This is a genomic window from Mesorhizobium sp. LMG17149, assembly GCF_024518695.1.
Lineage (GTDB): Bacteria > Pseudomonadota > Alphaproteobacteria > Rhizobiales > Rhizobiaceae > Mesorhizobium.
Window position 1 is genome coordinate 67,491 of the sequence record NZ_JANIFL010000003.1, and the last position, 22,751, is coordinate 90,241.

The 22,751-nt window shown below is 63.7% G+C and carries 21 protein-coding genes; 5 read left to right on the top strand and 16 right to left on the bottom strand.

What is annotated here, in order from left to right; all coding sequences use genetic code 11:
• The first annotated feature begins 33 nt into the window (after positions 1–33).
• The 4 genes from NP945_RS06580 to NP945_RS06595 all read left to right on the top strand — a co-directional run bounded on the left by NP945_RS06580 (position 34) and on the right by NP945_RS06595 (position 3,653).
• Positions 34–1,041: an ABC transporter permease subunit gene (locus tag NP945_RS06580; protein WP_256745892.1), complete on the top strand. Its 1,008-nt coding sequence runs from the start codon at positions 34–36 to the stop codon at positions 1,039–1,041.
• A gap of 70 nt (positions 1,042–1,111) precedes the next feature.
• Positions 1,112–1,966 carry an ABC transporter permease subunit gene (locus NP945_RS06585; protein ID WP_224618710.1) on the top strand — a complete coding sequence of 285 codons (855 nt, stop codon included), beginning with the start codon at positions 1,112–1,114 and terminating at the stop codon, positions 1,964–1,966.
• Positions 1,967–1,968: 2 nt separating this feature from the next.
• Positions 1,969–2,826 carry an ABC transporter ATP-binding protein gene (locus NP945_RS06590; protein ID WP_256746147.1) on the top strand — a complete coding sequence of 286 codons (858 nt, stop codon included), beginning with the start codon at positions 1,969–1,971 and terminating at the stop codon, positions 2,824–2,826.
• Positions 2,823–3,653, top strand: coding sequence for a dipeptide ABC transporter ATP-binding protein (locus tag NP945_RS06595; RefSeq protein WP_023811483.1), 831 nt, complete (start codon positions 2,823–2,825; stop codon positions 3,651–3,653). Before NP945_RS06590 ends, NP945_RS06595 begins: the two co-directional genes overlap by 4 nt.
• 205 nt (positions 3,654–3,858) lie before the next feature.
• On the opposite strand, the gene NP945_RS06600 is transcribed toward NP945_RS06595, so the two are convergent.
• From NP945_RS06600 to NP945_RS06610, 3 genes are all read right to left on the bottom strand, one after another.
• On the bottom strand, positions 3,859–5,133 hold the full coding sequence (locus NP945_RS06600) for a cysteine desulfurase-like protein (protein WP_256745893.1): 1,275 nt from the start codon (positions 5,131–5,133) through the stop codon (positions 3,859–3,861).
• A 50-nt stretch (positions 5,134–5,183) separates the two neighbouring features.
• Positions 5,184–5,858 carry an amino acid ABC transporter permease gene (locus NP945_RS06605; RefSeq protein WP_023811481.1) on the bottom strand — a complete coding sequence of 225 codons (675 nt, stop codon included), beginning with the start codon at positions 5,856–5,858 and terminating at the stop codon, positions 5,184–5,186.
• A gap of 152 nt (positions 5,859–6,010) precedes the next feature.
• The gene (locus tag NP945_RS06610) at positions 6,011–6,808 is read right to left on the bottom strand and encodes an ABC transporter substrate-binding protein (protein ID WP_027039649.1); all 798 of its coding nucleotides are present in this window, start codon (positions 6,806–6,808) and stop codon (positions 6,011–6,013) included.
• A gap of 505 nt (positions 6,809–7,313) precedes the next feature.
• On the opposite strand from NP945_RS06610, the gene NP945_RS06615 reads away from it, so the two are divergent.
• Entirely contained in the window at positions 7,314–8,405 is a 1,092-nt protein-coding gene (locus NP945_RS06615) for an LLM class flavin-dependent oxidoreductase (protein WP_256745894.1), read from the top strand.
• A 313-nt stretch (positions 8,406–8,718) separates the two neighbouring features.
• On the opposite strand, the gene NP945_RS06620 is transcribed toward NP945_RS06615, so the two are convergent.
• From NP945_RS06620 to NP945_RS06680, 13 genes are all read right to left on the bottom strand, one after another.
• Positions 8,719–9,114 carry a RidA family protein gene (locus tag NP945_RS06620; protein ID WP_023811478.1) on the bottom strand — a complete coding sequence of 132 codons (396 nt, stop codon included), beginning with the start codon at positions 9,112–9,114 and terminating at the stop codon, positions 8,719–8,721.
• A gap of 64 nt (positions 9,115–9,178) precedes the next feature.
• Positions 9,179–10,327 (bottom strand): acyl-CoA dehydrogenase family protein, encoded by a 1,149-nt coding sequence (locus tag NP945_RS06625; RefSeq protein WP_256745895.1) that lies wholly within the window; start codon positions 10,325–10,327, stop codon positions 9,179–9,181.
• Positions 10,328–10,561: 234 nt separating this feature from the next.
• A complete protein-coding gene (locus NP945_RS06630) occupies positions 10,562–11,374 on the bottom strand; it encodes an enoyl-CoA hydratase family protein (RefSeq protein WP_256745896.1) in 813 nt (270 codons plus the stop codon).
• Positions 11,371–11,841 (bottom strand): MarR family winged helix-turn-helix transcriptional regulator, encoded by a 471-nt coding sequence (locus NP945_RS06635; protein WP_127271381.1) that lies wholly within the window; start codon positions 11,839–11,841, stop codon positions 11,371–11,373. The genes NP945_RS06630 and NP945_RS06635 overlap by 4 nt, the downstream gene beginning before the upstream one ends.
• Entirely contained in the window at positions 11,835–12,608 is a 774-nt protein-coding gene (locus tag NP945_RS06640) for an SDR family NAD(P)-dependent oxidoreductase (protein ID WP_256745897.1), read from the bottom strand. The genes NP945_RS06635 and NP945_RS06640 overlap by 7 nt, the downstream gene beginning before the upstream one ends.
• Positions 12,605–14,899: a bifunctional salicylyl-CoA 5-hydroxylase/oxidoreductase gene (locus tag NP945_RS06645; protein WP_256745898.1), complete on the bottom strand. Its 2,295-nt coding sequence runs from the start codon at positions 14,897–14,899 to the stop codon at positions 12,605–12,607. Before NP945_RS06645 ends, NP945_RS06640 begins: the two co-directional genes overlap by 4 nt.
• A gap of 141 nt (positions 14,900–15,040) precedes the next feature.
• On the bottom strand, positions 15,041–15,640 hold the full coding sequence (locus NP945_RS06650) for a VOC family protein (protein ID WP_128308725.1): 600 nt from the start codon (positions 15,638–15,640) through the stop codon (positions 15,041–15,043).
• 77 nt (positions 15,641–15,717) lie between these two features.
• Positions 15,718–16,554 (bottom strand): ATP-binding cassette domain-containing protein, encoded by an 837-nt coding sequence (locus NP945_RS06655; RefSeq protein WP_256745899.1) that lies wholly within the window; start codon positions 16,552–16,554, stop codon positions 15,718–15,720.
• Positions 16,547–17,425 carry an ABC transporter ATP-binding protein gene (locus tag NP945_RS06660; RefSeq protein ID WP_256745900.1) on the bottom strand — a complete coding sequence of 293 codons (879 nt, stop codon included), beginning with the start codon at positions 17,423–17,425 and terminating at the stop codon, positions 16,547–16,549. Before NP945_RS06660 ends, NP945_RS06655 begins: the two co-directional genes overlap by 8 nt.
• Entirely contained in the window at positions 17,422–18,270 is an 849-nt protein-coding gene (locus NP945_RS06665; RefSeq protein ID WP_256745901.1) for an ABC transporter permease, read from the bottom strand. The genes NP945_RS06660 and NP945_RS06665 overlap by 4 nt, the downstream gene beginning before the upstream one ends.
• Complete coding sequence (locus NP945_RS06670; RefSeq protein WP_256745902.1) at positions 18,263–19,270, bottom strand: ABC transporter permease; 1,008 nt, start codon at positions 19,268–19,270, stop codon at positions 18,263–18,265. Before NP945_RS06670 ends, NP945_RS06665 begins: the two co-directional genes overlap by 8 nt.
• A 222-nt stretch (positions 19,271–19,492) precedes the next feature.
• A complete protein-coding gene (locus NP945_RS06675; RefSeq protein WP_128287531.1) occupies positions 19,493–21,022 on the bottom strand; it encodes an ABC transporter substrate-binding protein in 1,530 nt (509 codons plus the stop codon).
• 112 nt (positions 21,023–21,134) lie between these two features.
• A complete protein-coding gene (locus NP945_RS06680) occupies positions 21,135–22,709 on the bottom strand; it encodes an NAD(P)/FAD-dependent oxidoreductase (RefSeq protein WP_256745903.1) in 1,575 nt (524 codons plus the stop codon).
• Between the last annotated feature and the right edge of the window lie 42 nt (positions 22,710–22,751).

Consider the following 22,751-nt stretch of genomic DNA (forward strand, 5'->3'; position numbering starts at 1 on the left):
GCCACCATGTGGTGACGCCCCCACTCGCCCGCCATGCTGCGTTATATCCTCGGCAAGCTCGCCCTCATCATCCCGACCTTCATCGGGATAACCATCCTCGCCTTTGGCTTCGTGCGCATCCTGCCCGGTGATCCGGTGCTGGTGCTTGCGGGCGAACGCGGCCTGTCGCCCGAACGTCACTCGGCGCTGATGCACCAGTTCGGTTTCGACCTGCCGATATGGCAACAATATCTGACCTATCTGACCAACATCCTCGGCGGTGATTTCGGCACCTCGTTTTCCACCAAGACGCCGGTGCTCAAGGATTTCCTGGTGCGCTTCCCGGCAACGGTCGAACTCGCCATCTTTGCCATGATCTTTGCCGTTGTCCTGGGTGTCGCCGCCGGCATCTTCGCCGCCATCCGCCGCGGCTCCTGGTTCGACCAGCTGACCATGGGCACGGCGCTGGCTGGCTATTCCATGCCGATCTTCTGGTGGGGCCTGCTGCTGATCATCGTGTTTTCTGGCACGCTGCACTGGACGCCGGTTTCCGGCCGCATCGACCTTCTCTATTTCTTCAAGCCGGTGACCGGTTTCATGACCATCGATTCGCTGATCTCGGGCCAGAAGGGCGCATTCCGCTCGGCACTGTCGCACCTCGTCCTGCCCACGATCGTGCTCGGCACTATCCCGCTCGCAGTCATCGCCAGGCAGACGCGCTCGGCAATGCTCGAAGTGCTGGGTGAGGACTATGTCCGCACCGCGCGTGCCAAGGGCCTGGCGCCGCGCCGCGTCATCGGCCTGCATGCCTTCCGCAACGCGCTGATCCCGGTCGTCACCACCATCGGCCTGCAGGTCGGCACGCTTTTGACCGGCGCCATCCTGACCGAGAGCATCTTCTCCTGGCCCGGCATCGGCAAATGGATGATCGACGCCATTTCCAAGCGCGACTATTTCACCGTGCAGGGCGGGTTGCTTTTGATCGCGCTGATCGTCATGTCGGTCAACCTCATCGTCGACGTGCTCTACGCCGTCATCAACCCACGCATCCGGGCCAACTGACATGAGCAACGAAGGCCCAGCCACCATCGAAGCCGCGACCGTCGTCAAGCCGCAGGACGCCAGGCTGCAGATGTTCGGCGAGTTCTGGCACTACTTCTCCGTCAACAAGGGCGCGGTGATCGGGCTCTTCGTCTTTGCGCTGCTGATCCTGATCGCCATCTTCGCGCCGCTGCTGGCGCCCCATTCGCCGGACGATCAGTTCCGCGACTTCTTCCTGACGCCGCCGGCCTGGCAGGAAGGCGGCAACGCGCAGTTCCTGCTCGGCACCGACGCTGTCGGCCGCGATATGCTGTCGCGGCTGATCTACGGCTCGCGGTTCTCGCTCGCCATCGGCTTCGTCGTCGTCACGTCAGCGCTGATCTCAGGCGTCATTCTCGGCCTGCTCGCCGGCTACTGCCGCGGCTGGGTCGACACGCTGATCATGCGCATCATGGACATCATCCTGGCCTTCCCGTCGCTGCTGCTGGCCCTGGTGCTTGTCGCGGTTCTCGGCCCTGGCCTCGTCAACGCCATGATCGCCATCGCCTTTGTGCTGCAGCCGCATTTCGCCCGGCTCACCCGCGCCGCCGTGATGGCCGAGAAGACCCGCGAATATGTCGTCTCGGCCAAGGTCGCCGGGGCCAGCCATCTCAGGCTGATGCTGGTCACCATCCTGCCCAACTGCATCGCGCCGCTGATCGTGCAGGCGACGCTGTCCTTCTCCAACGCCATCCTCGAGGCGGCGGCCCTTGGCTTCCTCGGCATGGGCGCGCAGCCGCCGACGCCGGAATGGGGAACCATGCTGGCCGAAGCGCGCGAGTTCATCCTGCGCGCCTGGTGGGTGGTGACCTTCCCGGGCCTCGCCATCCTGATCACCGTCTTCGCCATCAACCTGATCGGCGACGGCCTGCGCGACGCGCTCGACCCCAAGCTGAAGAGGTCGTGAGCATGCCTCTGCTCGAGATCAAGAACCTCACCGTTTCCTTCGACACCGCGGCCGGACCGTTCATGGCCGTGCAAGGCATCGACCTCTCGATCGAGCCGCGCGAAGTGCTGGCGATTGTAGGCGAGTCCGGTTCCGGCAAGTCCGTGGCGATGCTCGCGGTGATGGGCCTGTTGCCCAACACGGCAACCGTCAAGGCAGACCGCATGGCCTTCGACGGCGTCGATCTCCTGAAGCTCAGCCCGTCCGAACGCCGCAAGATCGTCGGCAAGGACATCTCGATGATCTTCCAGGAGCCGATCGCCAGCCTCAATCCGTGCTTCACCGTCGGCTTCCAGATCGAGGAGGTGCTGCGCTTCCATATGGGTATGGATCGCGCTCAGCGGCGGGCCCGCGCCATCGAATTGATGAAGCTGGTCGGCATCGCCGATCCGGAAGAACGGCTGAGCTCGTTTCCGCACCAGATGTCGGGCGGCCAATGCCAGCGCGTCATGATCGCCATCGCCATCGCCTGCAATCCGAAGCTGCTGATCGCCGACGAGCCGACGACGGCGCTCGACGTCACCATCCAGAAGCAGATCCTCGATCTGCTGGTTTCGCTGCAGGCAAAATACGGCATGGGACTGATCATGATCACCCACAATATGGGCGTGGTGGCCGAGACCGCCGATCGCGTCATCGTCCAGTACAAGGGCCGCAAGATGGAAGAGGCCGACGTGCTGTCGTTGTTCGAATCGCCGAAAAGCAATTACACGCGGGCGCTGTTGTCGGCTTTGCCGGAGAACGCCGTCGGCGACCGGCTGCCGACCGTTTCCGACATGCTGTTCGAGCCGGCGCCTTCGGCAGTTGGAGCCGCCTCATGAGCACCACGGTTCTCGAAGGCAAGAACATTGTCCGCGACTACCACATCGGTGGTGGCCTGTTCACCGGGCCGCGCACCGTGCACGCGGTCAAGGGCGTGTCCTTCAAGGTAGACAAGGGCAAGACGCTGGCCATCGTCGGCGAAAGCGGCTGCGGCAAGTCGACGCTCGCCCGCATCATCACGCTGATCGATCCGGCGACGTCAGGCGACCTGTTCATCGACGGCAACAAGGTCGACATCGCCAAGGGCGGATTGACCAAAGAGATGCGCCGCAAGGTCCAGATCGTCTTCCAGAATCCCTATGGATCGCTCAATCCGCGCCAGAAGATCGGCGACGTGCTGGGCGAGCCTCTGCTGATCAACACCGACAAGCCGGCGGCCGAGCGGCGCGACCTTGCGATGAAGATGCTGAAGAAGGTCGGCCTCGGCCACGAGCACTACAACCGCTATCCCCATATGTTCTCGGGCGGCCAGCGCCAGCGCATTGCCATTGCCCGCGCGCTGATGCTCAACCCAAGCCTGCTGGTGCTGGACGAGCCGGTCTCGGCGCTAGATCTTTCCGTGCAGGCACAGGTGCTGAACCTTCTCGCCGACCTGCAGGACGAGTTCCAGCTGACCTATGTCTTCATCAGCCACGATCTGTCCGTGGTGCGCTACATCGCCGACGATGTGATGGTGATGTATTTCGGCGAGGCGGTCGAATACGGCTCGCGCGACGAGGTCTTCGCCGACCCCAAGCACAGCTACACCAGGACGCTGTTCGCCGCGACCCCGCGTGCCGACGTCGCCTCGATCAAGGCAAGACTGGCGAAGAAGAAGGCGGCTTAACGTCTCTTCGTCATCCTAGGGCGGAGCGGCGCGAAGCGTCGCGCAGACTCTAGGATCCATGCCGTTACCTCAGCCGAAGGGTGCAGCGGAGCAGAATTCTGCACCGTGGCAACACTCGAACATCACGGCATGGATCCTCGGGTCTGCACTGCGTCGCTACGCTCCTTGTTCCGCCCGTGGATGACGACGCTGGAGAGGCCGCCTCTCACGACAGCTTCGCGATAATCGCGCGCAGTGCCTCGCCGAAACGGTGGATCTCCTCGACCGTGTTGTAGTGGACCAGCGAGGCCCGGATGGCGCCGCTGTCCATCGAGAGGTTGAGACGCTTCATCAGTCGCGGCGCATACATGTGGCCGTCGCGGATGCCGATCTGCATCTCGGCCATTTCCTCGACGATCCGCTGCGGCGACAGTGTGCCGATGTTGAAGCAGAAGGTCGGCACGCGCTCGGTGATGCGGGCCTCGTCGGCAACACCGTAGATGGTCGCGCCGCAACTTTTCAGCACGGCGAGCATCTCACGGGCCAGCACCAGCTCGTAGTCGCGGATGGAGCCCATGCCGGCAACGATGTTGTCGCGCCGGGAGCGGTTGTTGGACGGCGCCAGATTGCGGCCGATCAGTTCCAGATACTGCACGGCCGCATCCATGCCGGAGACGTTCTCGTAGATGAAGGTGCCGGCCTCGACCTTGTACGGCGGCTCGTTGGGGATGAAATCCTCGCGGAAGGTCGGCAGCCGCTTCAGCGTTTCGAAGCGGCCCCACAGGAAGCCCATATGCGGCGAGAAATTCTTGTAGCCGGAGCAGACGAGATAGTCGCAATCCCAGGCCTGCACGTCGATCAGCCCATGCGGTCCGTAATGCACGCAGTCGAGGAACACTTCGGCGCCGACCGCGTGCGCGATCTCTGCCACCGAAGCGACATCGACGATCGAGCCGATCGAATGCGCGGTGACCGTGCAGGCGACGAGGCGGGTACGGTCGGAAACCAGCGGGCGCAGATCGTCGACATGCAGATTGCCGTCCTCGCGCATGCGCCACCATTTGAACTTTGCACCGGCGGACTCCAGAGCCAGCCAGGTCGCGATGTTGGCGTCATGGTCCATGTCGGTGATGACGATCTCGTCGCGCTCCTGCAGCATCTGGCCGATGCCGAGGCTGACCAGGCGGATGAACGAGGTGGCGTTCATGCCGAAGCAGATTTCCGCCGGGCTATAGGCATTGATCAGCAGCGCGACGCTTGTGCGCGCATCGGCGACCGACTGGTCGACGGTGACGCTGCGGCCATAGCGGCCGCCACGCTGCACATTGTGCGAAACCAGATGGTTGGTCACCGCGTCGAGCACGCTCTGCGGGATCTGCGCGCCGGCGGCATTGTCCAAAAAGATGAAGTCGCCGGCCTGCTGCAAGGCCGGAAACATGGCGCGGATGGCGTCGACGGGGAACGCGGTGGCATTCGCATTGTCGGTTTGATGCTTGTTCACGGGGTAGGCTCCTGCGGAGGACTTGGGCGGGGTGGGATCGGTTGACGAGGTCAGCGCTTCTTTTCGGTCTTGAAGCGCTCTTCAAGCAGGCTGACGAGGCGGACCATCGGCCAGAGAAAGATGAGATAGACAAGGGCTGCGCCGATCAGCGGCGAGGGGTTGGCGTAGAGCGACTGCGCGTTGGTCGCCTCCTTCAAGAGTTCCGGCAGCGCCACGGTGGAGGCGAGCGAGGTGTCCTTGAACATCGAGACGCAGTTGCTGGTCATCGGCGGGATGACGACGCGGATCGCTTGCGGCAGCACCACCTTGCGCAAGGTCAAGAGGAACGGCAGGCCAAGCGCCTGCGACGCCTCGAATTGGCCACGCGGAATGCTTTCGATGCCGGAGCGGAACACTTCGGCCGAGTAAGCCGACATGATGAAGGCGAAGGCAGTCACCGCCGACGCCCAGGACGACAGGCGTATGCCGAGGAAGGGCAGCGCATAGTAGATCAGGATCAGCACGACCAGCACAGGCAGGGCGCGGAAGATGTCGGTGTAGCCGACCGCAAGCCAGCGCAGCGGCTTCGGCGCATAGAGCCGCACCAGGCTGATCCCCAGGCCGATGGGGATGCCGATGCCGATGCTCAAAATGCCGAGCAGCAGCGTGTTCAGGAAGCCGCGCAGCAGCGCCGGCAGGCTGGACATGATGACGTCGGGGTTGAAGAAGGTATCCAGCAGCGACATGGGAGCGTTCCCGAACCCGAGAGCAATCATGCTCAGGTTAAAACCAATATGCCTCGCAGATGGCGAGGCGGTCTGTGCGGAAGCCGGCGCTGGAGCATGAAATGAATCGTGCCGGCCTGGAAAGCCGGCACGATGTCAGCGCAGCTTTCAGCTCAGGCCTTCGGCAGCGGCATTTCCTTCATGGTCGAAGAGTCGGCGGGCGCGTCGCTGCCGAACCACTTCTTGTGGATGGCGGCCAACGTGCCGTCCTTCTTCATCGCGCTTAGCGCGTCGTTCAGCTTGCCGAGCAGCGGGTGGTCCTTGGTCATCATCAGGCCGTATTGCTCACCGGTCTTGATGCGCTCCTTGACCACCAGGTCCTTCATCTTGGTGAAGGAATACTCCATGCCCGGAATGTCGCTGACGGCGGCATCGACGCGGCCGGCGCTGAGGTCGAGCAGCAGGTTCTGCTGCGTGTCATAACCCTTCACATCGCTGAAGCCGTCGGCTTCCTGATGCGCCTTGACCCAGGTCTCGCCGGTCGAGCCGGACAGCACGCCGATGATCTTGCCCTTGAGGTCGGCCTCGGCCTTGATCGCGCTGTCGGTCTTGGTGGCGATGCCCATGTCTGAATCATAATAGGGCTGCGTGAACGACTGTGACTTCAGCCGCTCCGCCGTGATGGTGATCGACGAGATGGCGACGTCGATGCGCTTCGACGTGGTGGCGGCAAACAGCGCCTGAAAGCCGAGATCGGCGATGTCGGTGGTCATGCCGATGCGCTTGGCCGCTTCGTTGACGATGTCGACTTCGAAGCCTTCGAAAGTGCCGCCCTCGTTCTTGAATTCGAAGGGCGGATTGGTCGGATAGGCGCCGACATTCAGCACATCCGCGGCATAAGCGGTGGCGGGGCCGGCGGCGATGCCGATGGCGGCGGCAAGAAGAAGCAATTTGCGGCGCGTGAAGCTCATTTGTGTTCCCTCTGTTGTTGATCGGGCGGGTTGCTCCCGCACGGTTTTTTGCCGCCCCGCTTCACGCAGGGCGTCAATTCATGGCAGCGACCATGCGGTCACGGTTGGCGATTTTGTGTGTTGCAGACCGCGAATCCGCGCGCACGTCATCGAAGGCATGGCGCGTGTTGGATGATGACTGGGGCAGTATGAACGACAAGAACTGAGACTCCCATCCGGAGCACCCACGATGGACTGGCCGGCACGATGGACTGGTCTGCGCGATGGACTGGCCGGCAAGCCCGTCCCGCACGGCAATCGCCATCGACTCTGGAATGCTTATCCAAAGTGCGGCGCTTTTCAAGGCGAAAGTTTTAAGCTTAAAAAGCTGTGGTGTCCGTTGCGTCGCGGACACGGTGCGGACCACTGGAACCGATACCCGCAAGCGATGGCGACGCGAAGCTATTTCAGGCTTGAAATATCTTCGCACGGGCCTAGCGTGCGATCTTCGCCGGGAGGTCGCGACATGAACAAACCACATCCCTTGCACGGCCCGAACAGACTGAAGCTCGGCGTCTTTTCGACCAATGCCGATGGCGGCCTTGCTATCACAGACGTTCCGGAACGCTGGACGGCGAGCTGGCAGGACAATGTGACGGCGGCGCAGATCGCGGACCGGGCAGGTCTGGAGTTCATACTGCCGATCGCGCGCTGGCGCGGCTTCGGCGGTCGTAACAAGGTGCGGGAATGGTCGTTCGAGACCTTCACCTGGGCGGCGGCGCTTGCCATGGCCACCGAGCAGATCGGCCTGTTCATGACCGTGCATGTGCCGCTGGTGCATCCGCTCTATGCCGCCAAGGCGCTGGCGACGGTCGACCATATCAGCCAGGGCCGCGCGGGCTTGAACATCGTCTGCGGCTGGAACCCGAAGGAATTCGGCATGTTCGGCACGCCTTTGGTCGAGAAGGGCTACGACCAGGCGGCCGAATGGATCGAAATCCTGGAAAAGCTTTATGCCTCGGCCGAGCCGCTCGATTACGAAGGCACCTACTATCGCCTCAAGGAGGCTGTCAGCCGGCCGGCCAGCCTGCAGGTTCCGCGACCGGTGACCATGAACGCCGCGTTCGGCGGGCCGGGCCGCGATTTCGCCGCCGCCCGGTGCGACTATCTGTTCACGACTTTTTCCGAGATGAGCGATGCCGGCAAGCATGTCGCCGATATCAGCGAGCGGGCCGACAAGGCAGGTCGCGATGTCGGCGTCTACACTGTGGCGCATGTCGTCTGCCGCCCGACGATGGAAGAGGCGCAGGCCTATTATAACAGCTATGCGGTCGATATGGCCGATCACGAAGCTGTCGATGCCCATATGGCGGGCAAGAAGGAATTCTCGCAGTCGCACGACCCGCATGCCTATGACCGCTACCGGCAACGCTTCGCCGGCGGCGCCGGTACCTATCCGCTGATTGGAACGCCGGAAACGATCGCCGCCGACATGGCCGCCATCGCCGGGCATGGCTATCAGGGCATCGCGCTGTCCTTCGTCAACTACACCAGGGAGTTGCCCTATTTCTGCGATCACGTGCTGCCGATTTTGAGACAGGCGGGACTGCGCGAATAGTAGCTTTGCTCCGGGAAGCGGCTGCCTGTTGGCGGTCAGGGATTTCATCATCAGTTTAGGTAGAGCATTCGGAATTTGCCGAAGCCTCCCCAACTTCGTCATCCACGGGCGGAGCAGGAGCGAAGCTCCGTCGCGGAGACCCGAGGATCCATGCCGCGACATCGGCCAGCAAGTGCGACGGAGCAGAACCATGCATTGCTGCAACGCTTTGAGGTCCCGGCATGGATCCTCGGGTCTGCGCCGCGTCGCTTCGCTCCTTGCTCCGCCCGTGGATGACGAAGCGAGGGGCGTTTACTCCGGACGAACGAACTCCCTATTCCGGGATGACGGCAGTTGCCTGAATCTCCACCTTGGCCCGGTCCTCTACCAGCGCCACCACCTGCATGGCGGCCATCGCCGGAAAATGCCGGCCGATCACCTCGCGATAGGCCTCGCCGATGCCCCTGAGATTGGCGAGGTATTCGGCCTTGTCGGTGAAATACCAGGTCATCGAGGTGATGTGCTGCGGCCCGGCACCGGCTTCCGCCAGCACCGCGACGATGTTCTGAAGCGTTTGCCGCACCTGGCCGACAAAATCGTCGGTCTCGAACTGGCATTGCCCGTTCCAGCCGACCTGTCCGCCGACGAAGACGAGCTGCCCGCGTGCCGCGACGCCATTGGCGTAGCCGACAGGTTTTGCCCAGCCTTCGGGCTGCAGAATCCTGTGCATTCAAAACCTCCCGGTATTCCAAAACCCAATTTTCAAAATCGAACGCTCGTCAAAATCTCTGCCGTCAGGCCGCGCCCATCACTTGCCGCGCGATCACCACTTTCTGCACGTCGGAGGCACCCTCGTAGATGCGCAGCGCGCGGATCTCGCGATACAGGCTTTCGACGATATGGCCTTTGCGGACGCCGTCGCCGCCATGCAGCTGCACGGTCTTGTCGATGACCTCTTGCGCCTTGTCGGTGGCAAACAGCTTGGCCATCGCCGCCTCGCGGGTGACGCGGGGCGCGCCCATGTCCTTGGTCCAGGCGGCGCGGTAGACCAGAAGCGCCGCCGCATCGACGTCGAGCGCCATATCGGCGATGTGGCCCTGCACCATTTGCAGCTCGGCCATCGGCGCGCCGAACAGTTTGCGCTCGGCCACCCGTTTGATGCTTTCATCCAGCGCGCGGCGGGCAAAGCCGAGTGCCGCCGCCCCGACGGTCGAGCGGAACACGTCGAGCACCGACATGGCGATGCGGAAGCCGTCGCCGGGTCTGCCGATCAGCGCAGCGGCCGGCAGGCGGACCTGATCGAAAGACAGCCGTGCCAGCGGATGCGGCGCGATCACTTCCAGCCGTTCCGCGATGCCAAGGCCCCTGGCGTCGCCAGGCACGAGGAAGGCGGAAAGCCCCTTGGCGCCCGGCGCCTCGCCGGTGCGGGCAAAGACGACATAGAGGTCGGCGATGCCGCCATTGGAGATCCAGGTCTTTTCACCCGACAGAACGTAATTGTCGCCGTCGCGGGTCGCCGTCATTTCCGTGTTGGCGACATCCGATCCCGAGCGCGGTTCCGACAGGGCAAAGGCTGATATCGCCTTGCCGGCACGTGTCTTCGAAAGCCATTGCTGCTGCTCCGGCGTACCGAACAGGCTGAGCGCGCCGGTGCCAAGCCCCTGCATGGCGAAGGCGAAATCGGCCAACCCGTCATGACGGGCGAGTGTCTCGCGCGTGATACACAAAGTGCGGACGTCGAGGGGGCCAGGATTGTCTGGGTCGATCGCCGTCGGCTTCAGCCAGCCGTCTCGCCCGAGCTTGCTGACCAGCTCGCGGCAGGCGGCGTCGACATCATGGTGGGAGACCGGCAGGTTTTTCGCGCACCATACGTCGAGGCGCTCGGCGAGCTGACGATGGCGGTCTTCGAAGAACGGCCAATGGAGGAAGGAACGATCAGGCATGGGTGCTTCCACCACTATTCTCCAGGCCCTGCGCTCTACGGCGCCCCCCTCTGTCCTGCCGGACATCTCCCCCTCTAGGGGGGAGATTGGCAACGTCGACGTCGGCGCCCTTCTTGAGACGTTGGCGATTTGCGAAGGCGTGCGCGACAGCCGATCTCCCCCTTGGAGGGGGAGATGTCCGGCAGGACAGAGGGGGGCGCTGCCCCGCCGACGTCTCCACGGAACGCATCATCCTCAATCTCCCTCGAACACCGGCTTTTCCTTGGCCACGAACGCCTTGTAGGCGCGCTCGAAGTCGCGGGTCTGCATGCAGATCGCTTGCGCCTGCGCTTCCGCCTCGATCGCCTGGTCGAGACCCATCGACCATTCCTGGTTGAGCTGCGTCTTGGTGATGCCGTGCGCAAAGGTCGGGCCGGAGACGATGCGCGCCGCCATGTCGAGCGCGTCGGCCTCCAGCAAGGCGGCATCGACCAGCCGGTTATAAAACCCCCAGCGTTCGCCTTCATCAGCCATCATGGTGCGGCCGGTGTAGAGCAGTTCGGCGGCGCGGCCCTGGCCGATGATGCGCGGCAGGATCGCGCAGGCGCCCATGTCGCAGCCGGCGAGGCCGACGCGGGTGAACAGGAATGCGGTCTTGGCTTCCGGCGTGGCGATGCGGATATCGGAGCTCATCGCAATGATGGCGCCGGCGCCGACCGCGACACCGTCGACCGCAGCAATGATCGGCTTGCCGCAATTCAGCATCGCCTTGACGAAATCGCCGGTCATGCGGGTGAAGGCCAAGAGCTCCTTCATGTCCATCTTGACCAGCGGGCCGATAATGTCGTGGACATCGCCGCCGGAGCAGAAATTGCCGCCATTGGAGAGGAACACCACGGCGTCGACATCGTCGGCATAGACGAGGTCGCGGAACGTGTCGCGCAGCTCGGCATAGCTGTCGAAGGTCAGCGGGTTCTTGCGCTCCGGCCGGTCGAGCCGGACCTTGGCGATCCTGCCCTCGACCTCCCACAGGAAATGCTTCGGCTTGCGCCCGGCCATTGCGGTCATTCGCGTCCCTCCCAGTTGCTGCGAAACGAGGTCAGCATGCCGGTCAGCCGGCGCGCGTCGTCCTCGCTGACCTTGCCCAGCAATTCACCGATCCAGCCTTCATGCGCCGCGGCGATTGTGGCGAAGGCTTGCGTGCCTTCCTCGGTCAGCCGCACCATCGACGTGCGGCGGTCGCCATTGCGCCTCGCGCGGGCGACAAGTCCTTCCGAAACCAGCCGGTCGACGATGCCCGTGACATTGCCGTTGGAGACCAGCAGGAAGCGCGACAGGTCGCTCATCAGCATGCCTTCCGGCATCCTATAGAGTGCTGCCATCACGTCGAAGCGCGGCAGCGTCGTGTTGAACTCCTTCTTCAGCCGCTCGCGCAGCTCGGCCTCGATCGTGCGCGAGGCTCGCAGCAGCCTGATCCACAGCCGCAAGCGGTCCTTGCCGGGTCCCGACGGCGCGGGCAGGGGGCCGGCTACCATGTTTCGCCTCCTGAGATGGAAATCGCCTGTCCGGTTATCGATTGGGCGGCGTCGCCGCACAGCCACAGCACGGCGGCGGCGACCTCATCCGGCTGGATGAAGCGGCCTTGCGGGTTGTTCGAGGCGAGGCTTGACCGCGCTTGCTCGACCGAGCGGCCGGTCTTCTCGATGATGCGCTGGATGGACTCTTCCAGCATTTCGGTTTCCACAAAGCCTGGGCACACCGCGTTGACGGTGACGCCCGATTTCGCCGTCTCAGCGGCAAGAGCTCGCATCAGGCCGACGACGCCATGCTTGGCGGCGACGTAAGACGCGACGTAGGCGTAGCCTTTCAGGCCGGCGGTCGAGGCGATGAAAACAATTCGTCCTGTTTTCCGCACGGCCATGCCGGCCAGCGCCGGCTTCACCGTCAGGAAGGCGCCGGTCAGATTGACGTCGAGCGTTCGCTGCCAGTCGCTGAGCGCGGTTTTGTGCGCCGGGGCGCTGCCGGCCATGCCGGCATTGGCGACGACGATGTCGAAGGGTCCGCGCGCGGATTGCGCCCTCTGGTAGAGCGCCGCCATTGCCGCCTCGTCGGTGACATCGGCGGCGATGCCGAAGATGCGGTCGTTCTCGCCGGCCACTTTGGCGAGTTCCGCTTCCCGGCGGCCGCAGATGGTGACGTCGATGCCGGCAGCAGCCAGCGCCAGTGCGATGGCCCGCCCGACGCCGGAGCCGCCGCCTGTGACCAGCGCATGCTTGCCAGGGATCGTCGCGGCGGCCGTCATACTTTCAGCCCCGCTGCGGCGTCGCGCTCGGCCAGACGGTAGAGCTGGTCGCGCCCGGGCAGATAGGCATCCGGCCATTTGACACCACGGTCGCCGAGCGTGACGGCGGCATGCAGTGTCCAGTAGGGATCGGCGAGATGCGGCCGTGCCAGTGCGACGAGGTCGGCGCGGCCGGCCATCAGGATCGAATTGACATGGTCCGGCTCGTAGATGTTACCGACCGCCATCGTCGCCATGCCGACTTCGTTGCGGATGCGGTCGGAAAACGGCGTCTGGAACATGCGGCCATAGACAGGCTTGGCCAGTGCCGAGGTCTGGCCTGCCGAGACGTCGCAGATGTCGACGCCGGCCTCGAGCAGCAGCCGTGCGATCTCCACCGCGTCGGCCGGTGTGACGCCCTCGATGCCCACCCAGTCATTGGCCGAAATGCGCATCGAGATCGGCTTCTCCGCCCGCCAGGCAGCGCGCACCGCGCGGAAGATTTCGAGGGGATAGCGCATCCGATTGTCAAGCGAACCGCCATATTCATCCGTGCGCCGGTTGGTGACCGGCGTGATGAAGGACGACAAGAGATAGCCATGCGCAGCGTGGATCTCGAGCATGTCGAAGCCGCAACGATCGGCCATCTCGGCCGAAGCCACGAATTCGTCGCGCACGCGGTCCATGTCGGCGCGATCCATCGCCTTCGGCACCTGATTCTGCGGCGACCACGCCACGGCTGAGGCCGCCATCACCGGCCAGTTGTCTGAGACCAGCGGCACGTCGGTCCCCTCCCAGCCGAGCCGGGTCGAACCTTTGGCGCCGGAATGGCCGATCTGGGCGCAGATCTTGGCTTCGGTTTCGGTATGGACGAAGTCGACCAGCCGCTTCCACGCCACCTCATGTTCGGGCGCATAGAAACCGGGACAACCAGGCGTGATGCGGCCTTCCGGGCTGACGCAGGTCATCTCGATATAGATGAGGCCGGCGCCGCCCTTGGCCCGCTCGGCATAATGGGTGAAATGCCAGTCGGTCGGACAGCCGTCGACGGCCTTGTACTGCGCCATCGGCGAGACGACGACGCGGTTCTGCAGCCTCATGTCGCGCAGCTTGAACGGCGCGAACATCGGCGCGCGGCGCAGGTTGTTGCCGCCGGCACCCGCCTGGCGTTGGAACCATTCTTCGGCGCTTTCAAGCCATTTGGCATCGCGCAGCCGCAGATTCTCGTGACTGATACGCTGCGAGCGGGTCAAAAGCGAATAGTTGAACTGCACCGGATCGAGGCCGAGATAGCGCTCGACCTCCTCGAACCATTCGAGCGAATTGCGCGCCGCCGATTGCAGCTTCAGCACCTCGGTGCGGCGGGCATCCTCATATCTACGGAAGGCGGCGTCGAGGTCCGGCTCGGTTTCGACATACTCGGCCAGAGCCACGGCACTTTCCAGGGCCAGCTTGGTGCCGGAGCCGATCGAGAAATGCGCTGAGGCCGCCGCATCGCCCATCAGTGCCAGATTCTTGTACGACCAGCGCTCGCACAGCACGCGCGGAAAATTGATCCAGGCGGAACCACGGATATGGTTGGCATTGGTCATCAGCGCGTGGCCGCCGAGGTGTTTTTCAAAGATCCGCTCACAAACGGCGATCGATTCCTGCTGCGACATCGCGCCGAAGCCGAAGGCAGCCCAGGTCTGTTCGCTGCACTCGACGATGAACGTCGCGGTGTCGCTGTCGAACTGGTAGGCGTGCGCCCACACCCAGCCATGCTCGGTCTTCTCGAAGATAAAGGTGAAGGCGTCGTCGAACTTCTGGTTGGTGCCGAGCCAGACGAACTTGCATTTGCGGGTGTCGATGTCGGGCTTGAAGATGTCGACGAAAGCGTTGCGCGCCCTGGAGTTCAGGCCGTCGGCCGCGACGACCAGATCATGCGTCTCCATGTAGGGCTTGGGATCGGCAATGTCGGTCTCGAACATCAGCTTGACGCCGAGTTCGCGCGCCCGGCGCTGCAGCAGGACCAGCAGCCGCTTACGGCCGATGCCGCAGAAACCGTGACCTGACGAGACCGTGCGCACGCCGTCATGGATGACGGCGATGTCGTCCCAGTAGGCAAAGTGCTTCTTGATCCAGACAGCGCTGACCGGGTCGTTTTTCGACAGATTGTCGAGCGTCTCGGCCGACAGCACGACGCCCCAGCCGAACGTGTCGTCGGCGCGGTTGCGCTCGAACACCGTCACATCGTGCGCGGCGTCCCTCAGCTTCATCGAAATGGCAAAGTAGAGGCCAGCTGGTCCGCCGCCGAGAACCGCAACCTTCATGTCTGCGATCTCCTCTTCGCTTGCTGGAGTTCAGTATCGCGCCGGCGACAAGATATTTCAAGCTTAAAGTTTTATATCAAAACGATTGTCCTGACATGGCGAAAGCGCGCCTGCGTGTCATCGCGCAAGCGCGCTGCCGGATCACTTTTCCGGGTTCTTCGGGCTCCACAGCACCGTCTCGGCGTCCTTCTCATAGGCCATTCCGTCGGGATAGCTGATCGCTTCCAGCTGCAGCCCCCACGGCGCCTGGAAATAGAGGATGGTCTGGCCGGCCGCCGGCCCTTCCTTGACCGGCAGCGGCCCCATCCGCGTCTTGACGCCCTTGCCTTCGAGATAGGCTTTGGCGGCAGCGACGTCGTCGACATAGAAGGCGATGTGGAAGCCGCCAATGTCGCTGTTCTTCGGCGTCAGGTTCTTCTGGTCGGGCGCGGTGTATTTGAACAGCTCTATGTTCGATCCATAGCCGCAGCGGACCATGGTGACCTCTTCGATCACCGCCTTCGGGTCGACGCCCAGGAGATCCTGCATGAAGGTGCCCTTGTCGTCGGCGAACGGACCGAACGACATCGCCTTCTTGCAGCCGACCACTTCGGTGAAGAAGTCGACCGCTTGCTTCATATCGGGAACGGTGATGCCGGTGTGGTCGTGGCCGCGCATGCCCGGGATCGAATCCGCCGAGGCCATGCCGGCGCTGCCGAGCATCGCGGCGGCCAGCGTTGCAATTGCGATAGTGGTCTTCATGTCAGTCCTCTCCATTTGGCGGGACTTGGGTCTTTTGGTCGCACGCCCGAGGCCCGCTCTTCGGCGTGCGTATGCATTCATGTCGGCGCCTTGGCGGCGGAAGGAATGTCCAGCCAGCTCGCATCGATCTCGGGCAGCGGAATGGCCGCGATGAGATCGCGCGTGTAGGCCTGCTGCGGCTTGTCGAACAAGGCGTCGGTGGCGCTCGCTTCGACGATCACGCCTTCGCGCATGACGATCACTTGCCGGCACAGCCGCCGGATGACCGACAGATCGTGGCTGATGAAAGCGACGGTCAGCCCCATTTCCGCCGCCAGCTTTTCCAGCAGCGTCAGGATCTGCGCTTGCGTCGACACGTCGAGCCCTGAGACGATCTCGTCGGCCAGCACGAATTTCGGCGACAGCGCCAGCGCCCGCGCAATGCCGACGCGCTGGCGCTGGCCGCCCGATAATTCGTGGCGATAGCGGTTGGCGAAGCTTTGCGGCAGGCCGACGCGCTGCAGCGCCTCGGCAACGCGCGCCTTGAGATTGTCGCCGAGGCCATTTTGCTTGAGTGGCGCGGCGATGATGCTGGCAATGGTGCGGCGCGGGTTGAGCGACGACATCGGATCTTGAAAAATCATCTGCAGATTGCGCCGCAGTGGCCGCAGTTCCGCCTCCGGCAGATGCGTGATGTCGCGGCCGTCGAAAGTAATGTTGCCTGCGCTGGGTTCCAGCAGGCGCACCAAAGCGCGGCCGAGCGTCGACTTGCCGGAACCGGATTCGCCGACGATGCCGGTCACCGAGCCCCTGGGCAGGTCGAAATCCAGGCCCTTCAGGATTTCGACCAATGGCGCGCGGCCGATCAGTGGCTTGCGCGTCATGTCGGGCAGCGCGACCTTCAGCCCGCGCACGGAGAACAACGGTTCAACCATGCGGCCGCCTCCAGGCTTGGTCGGCGGCAGCGATCTCCGAAGCAAGCCCGGCCAGCACCGCCTCGTCCACCGGCTTCAGCGAGGCGAAAGGATCGGTGTAGCGTGGCGTCGCCGCCATCAGCGCTCGCGTGTAGGGATGCTGCGGTGCTGCGAAGAGGGCAGCCGTGTCGGCCTCCTCCACCACCTTGCCGGCATAAAGCACCGAGACCCTCTGGCTGATCTTGGCGACGACGCCGAGATCATGGGTGACGAACAGGATCGCCGTGCCATGCTCGCGCTGCAACTGCACGATCAGCCGCAGGATTTGTTTTTGCACGGTCACATCAAGCGCCGTGGTCGGCTCGTCGGCGACGATCAGCCTTGGCTCTGCGGCGAAGGCGGCAGCGATCAGCACGCGCTGGCGCATGCCGCCGGAAAGTTCGTGCGGATAGCTCTTCAGCACGCGGTCGGGATCGCGGATCTGCACCTCGTCCAGCAATTGCCGGATGCGGGTATCGGCCTTCTCGCCACTCCAGCCGAGGATGCGCACCAGCCGGTCGGTCATCTGCGAGCCGATGCGCCGCGACGGGTTGAGCGCGGTCAGCGGGTCCTGCGGGATCAGCGCCGTGCGCGCCCCGATCAGCGTGCGTCGTGCCTTGGGTTGCAATTTGCCGAGGTCTTCACCCTCGAGCAGCATGTCGCCTTCGACAATGCGCACGCTCGACGGCAGCACACCGAGCACCGCCTTGCCGATCATCGTCTTGCCGGCGCCGCTTTCGCCGACCAGCGCGCGCACTTCGCCGGGCTGAACGACAAGCGACACCGAGCGCAATACGCGCTGGCCGTTGGGCAGCACCGCGCTCAAACCCCTGATGTCGAGGCAGGCGCTCATCGCAGCACCGGATCGAAACGCGTCTTCAGCGCCTCGCCGAACTGGCTGAACGACAGCACGGTCAGGATCAGCGTGATCAGCGGGAACACCAGCACCCACCACGCCTGGTGGATCGACAGCCGGCCCTCGGCGATGATGCCTCCCCAGGTCGGATCGTCGGTCGAGATCGACAGATTGACGAAGGACAGGATCGCCTCGACGATAACGGCGATGCCCATTTCCAGCGACAGCAATGCGACGATCGACGGCACCACATTGGGCAGCACTTCGCGCAGCATGATGCCGATGCGGCCGTAGCCGGCAATGCGGGCATTCTCGACATAGTCCATGCGCGACTGACCCATTGTCTCGGCACGGATCACCCGGCAGAAACGCGTCCAGTCGATGATGGCGATGGCCAGCATGACGGAACTCAAGCCCGTGCCGAGCACCGCCACCAGCAATATGGCGAACAGCACCGGCGGAAAGGCCATCCAGACATCGACGACGCGCGAGATGATGCGGTCGGCCCAACCGCCGAAATAGCCTGCGATCAGGCCTAGCGTCGAGCCGACCAGGCACGCAGCGACGGCTGCGGAAAAGGCGACGATGAAGGCGATGCGGCCGCCAAAGATCAGCCTCGACAACAGATCGCGGCCGAGGCTGTCGGTGCCGAGCCAATAGCCGGGTTCGGCTCCATTCATCCAGAATGGCGGCAACCGCTCCAGCATCAGATCCTGCGCCAGCGGATCCTGCGGCGCGACCAGCGGCGCGAAGATTGCCGCCAGAAGCGCCAGCAGCAGCCAGCCGCCGGCCAGCCACAGGCGTGGCGACACACCTCGCCTTCGAGCACGGCCCTCATCCATGGCGCAGCCTCGGATTGAGCAGCGCATACATCATGTCGACGCTGAGGTTGATCAGCACGAACAGCAGCGCGAAGACCAGCACGATGCCTTGAATCAAAGGCAGGTCGCGGTTGATGACCGCGTCGATCGCCATATTGCCGAGGCCCTCATAGGAGAACAGCCGTTCGACGATGACGGTGCCGCCGATCAGGAAGGTGAACTGCACGCCGACCAGTGTCAGCGTCGGCAAAGCGGCATTCTTCAAGGCCTCGCGCAGGATGACCTGCGTTTCCGAAAAACCCTTCACCCGTGCCAGCACGACGTAGTCGAGGTCGAGCACTTCCTTCAGCGACTGTTTCAGCAGCTGCGAGATGATTGCTGCCAGCGGCAGCGCCAGCGCCACGGCCGGCATCAGCATGTGCTTCAGCAGATCCCAAGTGAGGTCGAGGCGCAGGCGCAACAGGCTCTCGAACAGATAGAACTGGGTGACGAAGGGCAAGTCGAGTTGCGGCGACACCCGCCCGGAAATGTCGAAGATCGGCACCAGAACGCCGAACAGAAGGATCAGCACCAGACCCCACAGGAAATCGGGAATGGACAGCGCCGCGCCACTGGCGATGTCGATGCCGGCCTCGACCGCCGTGCCGCGCTCGCGCGCGCCGATCACCGCCGTCGTGCCGCCGAGCGCCACCGCCATGATGAGCGCGACGATGGCAAGCTCCAGCGTCGCCGGCAGCCGGTTGAAGACGAGACCCAGCACATCCTGCCGCAGCGAAATCGAAGTGCCGAAATCGCCCCGGGCCACGCCCGACAGCCAGATGAAGAATTGCTGGACGATGGTCTTGTCGAGGCCGTAGAGCGCGCGCAGCCGGGCAATGTCGGCATCCGTCGCGCCGGGCGGCAGCATCATGGCGATCGGATCGCCGGGTGCGACGCGGATCACGACAAAGACGACGACGGCCACGCCGAACAGCGTGATCAGCATCGTCAGAAGACGGATCATGAATCTTTGCAGGAGCATTCTGGCGCAGGCCTAATGCGTTTCAGTGATTAATAGAACGAACAGCCCCCTCATCCGGCCGCTTCGCGGCCACCTTCTCCCCGAGGGGAGAAGAGGTCGCTGACGGCTGAACCAGTCTCTTCTCCCCAGCGGGGAGAAGGTGGCCCGAAGGGCCGGATGAGGGGCCCTGCGCAAGTTGGGAGAAGACACGCCGTCTCGCGACGGGGCGCCTTCCCATATTGGTCAGGCCGGGGTCATCAGGGCCGGCAGCAGCGCGCCGGACACATGCTGCACCACATTGACGCCCTTGGCATGCACGATCGGCTGCGCATACTGCATCAGCGGCAGCACATAGGCCTGCTCGGCGATGTATTTGTCGACAGCCTTCCAGCCGGCGATGCGCTTGGCCTCGTCCTTTTCGCCCCACAGCGGGTTGATCATGTCGATCAGATCCTGGCTGTCCCACACCGAATGCGGGCTCGGGCCATACATGGCAAAGCCGGTCGAGGTGGTCGGATCGCCGATGGCATTGCCCCAATTGTAGAAGGCGGCCGGCGCAAGCTTGTCGGCGGCGCGCAGTTCGTAGTGCTTGGCGATCTCGTAGACCTCGATCGTCGCCTCGATGCCGACCTTGCGCCACATGCCGACGATCGCCTGGATCATCTCATAGTCCTTGGGCTTGAAGCCCTTGGTCGTCTGGATGGTGAACTTGACCGGCTTTTCCGGCGAATAGCCGGAAGCGGCGAGCAATTCCTTGGCCTTTTCCGGATTGTGCTCGACCTTGATCGACGCGTCGTAGGATGCGTATTCCGGCGTTTCCAGCGTATCGATCGGCTGCCCGTAGCCGCGCAGCAGGCGATCGACCAGCAGCTTCTTGTCGACGGCCATCACGGCGGCCTGGCGGACGTTCTTGTCCAGCATCGCCTCGATGTCGTTGAAGAAGATCATCCCGATGTCGGAAACGTTCTTGCACGAGCCGGCAAGCCCGTCCTTGGCGATCAGCCGGTCATACTCCTCATAGGGAATTTCGAGCGTCACCTGCGAGGAGCCGGATTCGATCTCTGCGACTCGGCTTGCCGCGTCGGCGACGAACTTGATCGTCACATTCTCGAAGGCCGGCTTGCCGCCCCAATAGTTCGGATTGGCCTTGAGCCGCAGGAAGGCGTTGCGCTCGAACTTTTCGACCATGTAGGGGCCGGTGCCGATCGGCGCCTTCTCGAAACCTTCGGCGCCGACCTTCTCGTAATAGGCCTTCGGCATGATGTAGCCGGTCAGGAACGACATCCATTTGAAATAGACCGGGTCGAACTGCACGACGTCGCCGGTGATCTTGTTGCCGTCGATCTTGAAGTTGTTGACGTTCTTCCAGACGAACTGGATCGGGTTGCCGGTCTTTTCGTCGCCTGCCCGCTGCAGCGACCAGACGACGTCCTCGGCCGTGAACGGCGAGCCGTCATGCCAGGTCACGCCCTCGCGCACCGTCATCATGATCTTGGTGCGGTCGTCGTTCCAGCCCCATTCGGTGAGCAGGCCCGGCGCGAAGGAAAGGTCGGGCTTCTGTGGGATGAACTGGTCGAACACCGACTGGTACAGCCCCTGGATGGTCGGGTTGACGGCCGAGGGGCCGGTGGTTGGATCCCAGGATGGCAAGTTGACGTTGTAGGCGATGGTCAGTTCGCCGGCAGCCGCCCTAGCGATCGGCGGCAGGCCGACGGCGGCCACCCCGAGTGCCGCGGCGCTGTATCCCAGCAATTCACGTCTGTTGATTGTCATGGTCGTTCCCCTTGTTGGTTTTGTTTCTGCGCGCGGCGTCTTCAGGTCATTGGTTCAGGCTTCTTGGGCAGCAGCGCCTTGCCCCTTGCAGCCTCAAGGAAATCCTCGGCTCCTACCTCCCGCCAAGCTGTTGTGCGAGCATGAAGCCCGACGCCGCACCGGTGCCGGCGCCCGGCCATGTCGCCGCTCCAGTGAGGTGCAGATGCGCCACCGGCGTGTTCCAGCCGGCATAGCCGCGCGCTGGGCGGAACAGGAAGTTCTGCGCCAGATGATGGCTGCCGCAGACCTGGTCGCCGCCGATGAGGTTCGGGTTTTCACGCTCGAGATCGATAGGCGAGAACACCGCTCGACCCAGGATCTTGTTTCGCAGGCCGGGTGCGTAGGTCTCGATGATGTCGAGGACGCGGTCGGCGTAGACGTCCTTCACCTTGTCCCAATGGTCCGATGCGATCTTGCCGGCGGCATCGCCTGTGATTTCGGCGGGCAGCATGCGCACCTGCACCCACAGCACATGCTTTCCCTGAGGCGCCCGCGACGGGTCGATCGCCGTCGGCTGGCCGACGACCAGCACCGGCTCGTCCGGCAGCATGCCCGCCATCGCCTGCTGATAGGTGCGCGACATGGCGTCGAGCGAGGGCGACAGATGCACATAGGCAAACTGCCGAAGCTCCGCTCCGGCGCGCCAATCGGGTAGATCGTCCAGCGCCAGATGGATCATCATCGTGCCCGGTGCGTGGCGGAACTTTTGCATCGCCGTATCGAAGCCGGCATCGCCCGAACCGTTCGCCAGCAGCTTGCCGGTCAGCGCCTTGGGCGCGACGCCGGCGATGACCGCCTTGGTGGCGCTATGCGTTTCACCCGAAGCGAGCCGCACGCCGGTCGCCTTGCCGGCTGAAACCGTGATTTCCGCTACCTCGGCCCCGGTGACGATCTTGCCGCCGGCGGAGGTCACCATGCCCGACAGCGCCTTGATGATGGTGTCGGCGCCGCCCTTGCCCAGCACCATGCCGAAACTCTGGTTGGCCATCGATTCCAGATAGGGGAAGACGGCACCGCCGGCGATGTCGGGCGCGAAGTCGAGATGCATGCCCCAGGTGGCGAGCGTTGCCCTGATATGCGGCGACTCGAAATTCTCCTCCAGCCAGGCGCGGGGCGAGGACAACAGCAGCCGGCCCGTATCGAGCGCCCCGGACATGCCCTTCTTGCGCCACAGGTTCCACGCCGTGCCGGCAAGCGCGCTGGCGCGCATCGGCGATCCCAGCAGCCGGAACAGGTGTTCGGCCTCAGCCGGGAAGGCGGCAACCAGCCTGCGCCATGTCTGGGCGTCGGCGGCGGAGAAGGCGGCGATGCGCGCGGCGGTCTTTTCCAGATCGTTGCTGACGCCGAACCAGCGTCCGTCGGGGAAGGCGCTGGCGAAACAGTCGACGACCGGGGCGAACTCCAGCCCCTGCGCTTTCAATTCATTTGCATATTTCCGGTGGAAGGCCGAGCCGGCGAAGAGGCTCAGATTCATCGCGCCGAAATCGTGGCGGAAGCCGGGAAGGGTGAATTCGCGTGTCTGGACGGCGCCGCCGATTGTTGCACTGCCCTCGAAAATCCCGGTTTTCCAGCCTTTGAGCGCCAAATGCGCGGCGCATGCCAGACTGTTGTGGCCCGCCCCGACAAAGATGGCGTCGAACTCGCTCACGCCTCGTCCCCATTTCCTTTATGCTTAAAGATAATTGCAGAT

Coding starts and splice junctions, on each gene's coding strand:
- NP945_RS06580 (WP_256745892.1), top strand. CDS start 34: ATGCTGCGTTATATCCTCGGCAAGCTCGCCCTCATCATCCCGACCTTC.
- NP945_RS06585 (WP_224618710.1), top strand. CDS start 1,112: ATGTTCGGCGAGTTCTGGCACTACTTCTCCGTCAACAAGGGCGCGGTG.
- NP945_RS06590 (WP_256746147.1), top strand. CDS start 1,969: ATGCCTCTGCTCGAGATCAAGAACCTCACCGTTTCCTTCGACACCGCG.
- NP945_RS06595 (WP_023811483.1), top strand. CDS start 2,823: ATGAGCACCACGGTTCTCGAAGGCAAGAACATTGTCCGCGACTACCAC.
- NP945_RS06605 (WP_023811481.1), bottom strand. CDS start 5,858: ATGTCGCTGCTGGATACCTTCTTCAACCCCGACGTCATCATGTCCAGC.
- NP945_RS06610 (WP_027039649.1), bottom strand. CDS start 6,808: ATGAGCTTCACGCGCCGCAAATTGCTTCTTCTTGCCGCCGCCATCGGC.
- NP945_RS06615 (WP_256745894.1), top strand. CDS start 7,314: ATGAACAAACCACATCCCTTGCACGGCCCGAACAGACTGAAGCTCGGC.
- NP945_RS06620 (WP_023811478.1), bottom strand. CDS start 9,114: ATGCACAGGATTCTGCAGCCCGAAGGCTGGGCAAAACCTGTCGGCTAC.
- NP945_RS06625 (WP_256745895.1), bottom strand. CDS start 10,327: ATGCCTGATCGTTCCTTCCTCCATTGGCCGTTCTTCGAAGACCGCCAT.
- NP945_RS06630 (WP_256745896.1), bottom strand. CDS start 11,374: ATGACCGCAATGGCCGGGCGCAAGCCGAAGCATTTCCTGTGGGAGGTC.
- NP945_RS06635 (WP_127271381.1), bottom strand. CDS start 11,841: ATGGTAGCCGGCCCCCTGCCCGCGCCGTCGGGACCCGGCAAGGACCGC.
- NP945_RS06640 (WP_256745897.1), bottom strand. CDS start 12,608: ATGACGGCCGCCGCGACGATCCCTGGCAAGCATGCGCTGGTCACAGGC.
- NP945_RS06645 (WP_256745898.1), bottom strand. CDS start 14,899: ATGAAGGTTGCGGTTCTCGGCGGCGGACCAGCTGGCCTCTACTTTGCC.
- NP945_RS06650 (WP_128308725.1), bottom strand. CDS start 15,640: ATGAAGACCACTATCGCAATTGCAACGCTGGCCGCCGCGATGCTCGGC.
- NP945_RS06655 (WP_256745899.1), bottom strand. CDS start 16,554: ATGGTTGAACCGTTGTTCTCCGTGCGCGGGCTGAAGGTCGCGCTGCCC.
- NP945_RS06660 (WP_256745900.1), bottom strand. CDS start 17,425: ATGAGCGCCTGCCTCGACATCAGGGGTTTGAGCGCGGTGCTGCCCAAC.
- NP945_RS06665 (WP_256745901.1), bottom strand. CDS start 18,270: ATGGATGAGGGCCGTGCTCGAAGGCGAGGTGTGTCGCCACGCCTGTGG.
- NP945_RS06670 (WP_256745902.1), bottom strand. CDS start 19,270: ATGCTCCTGCAAAGATTCATGATCCGTCTTCTGACGATGCTGATCACG.
- NP945_RS06675 (WP_128287531.1), bottom strand. CDS start 21,022: ATGACAATCAACAGACGTGAATTGCTGGGATACAGCGCCGCGGCACTC.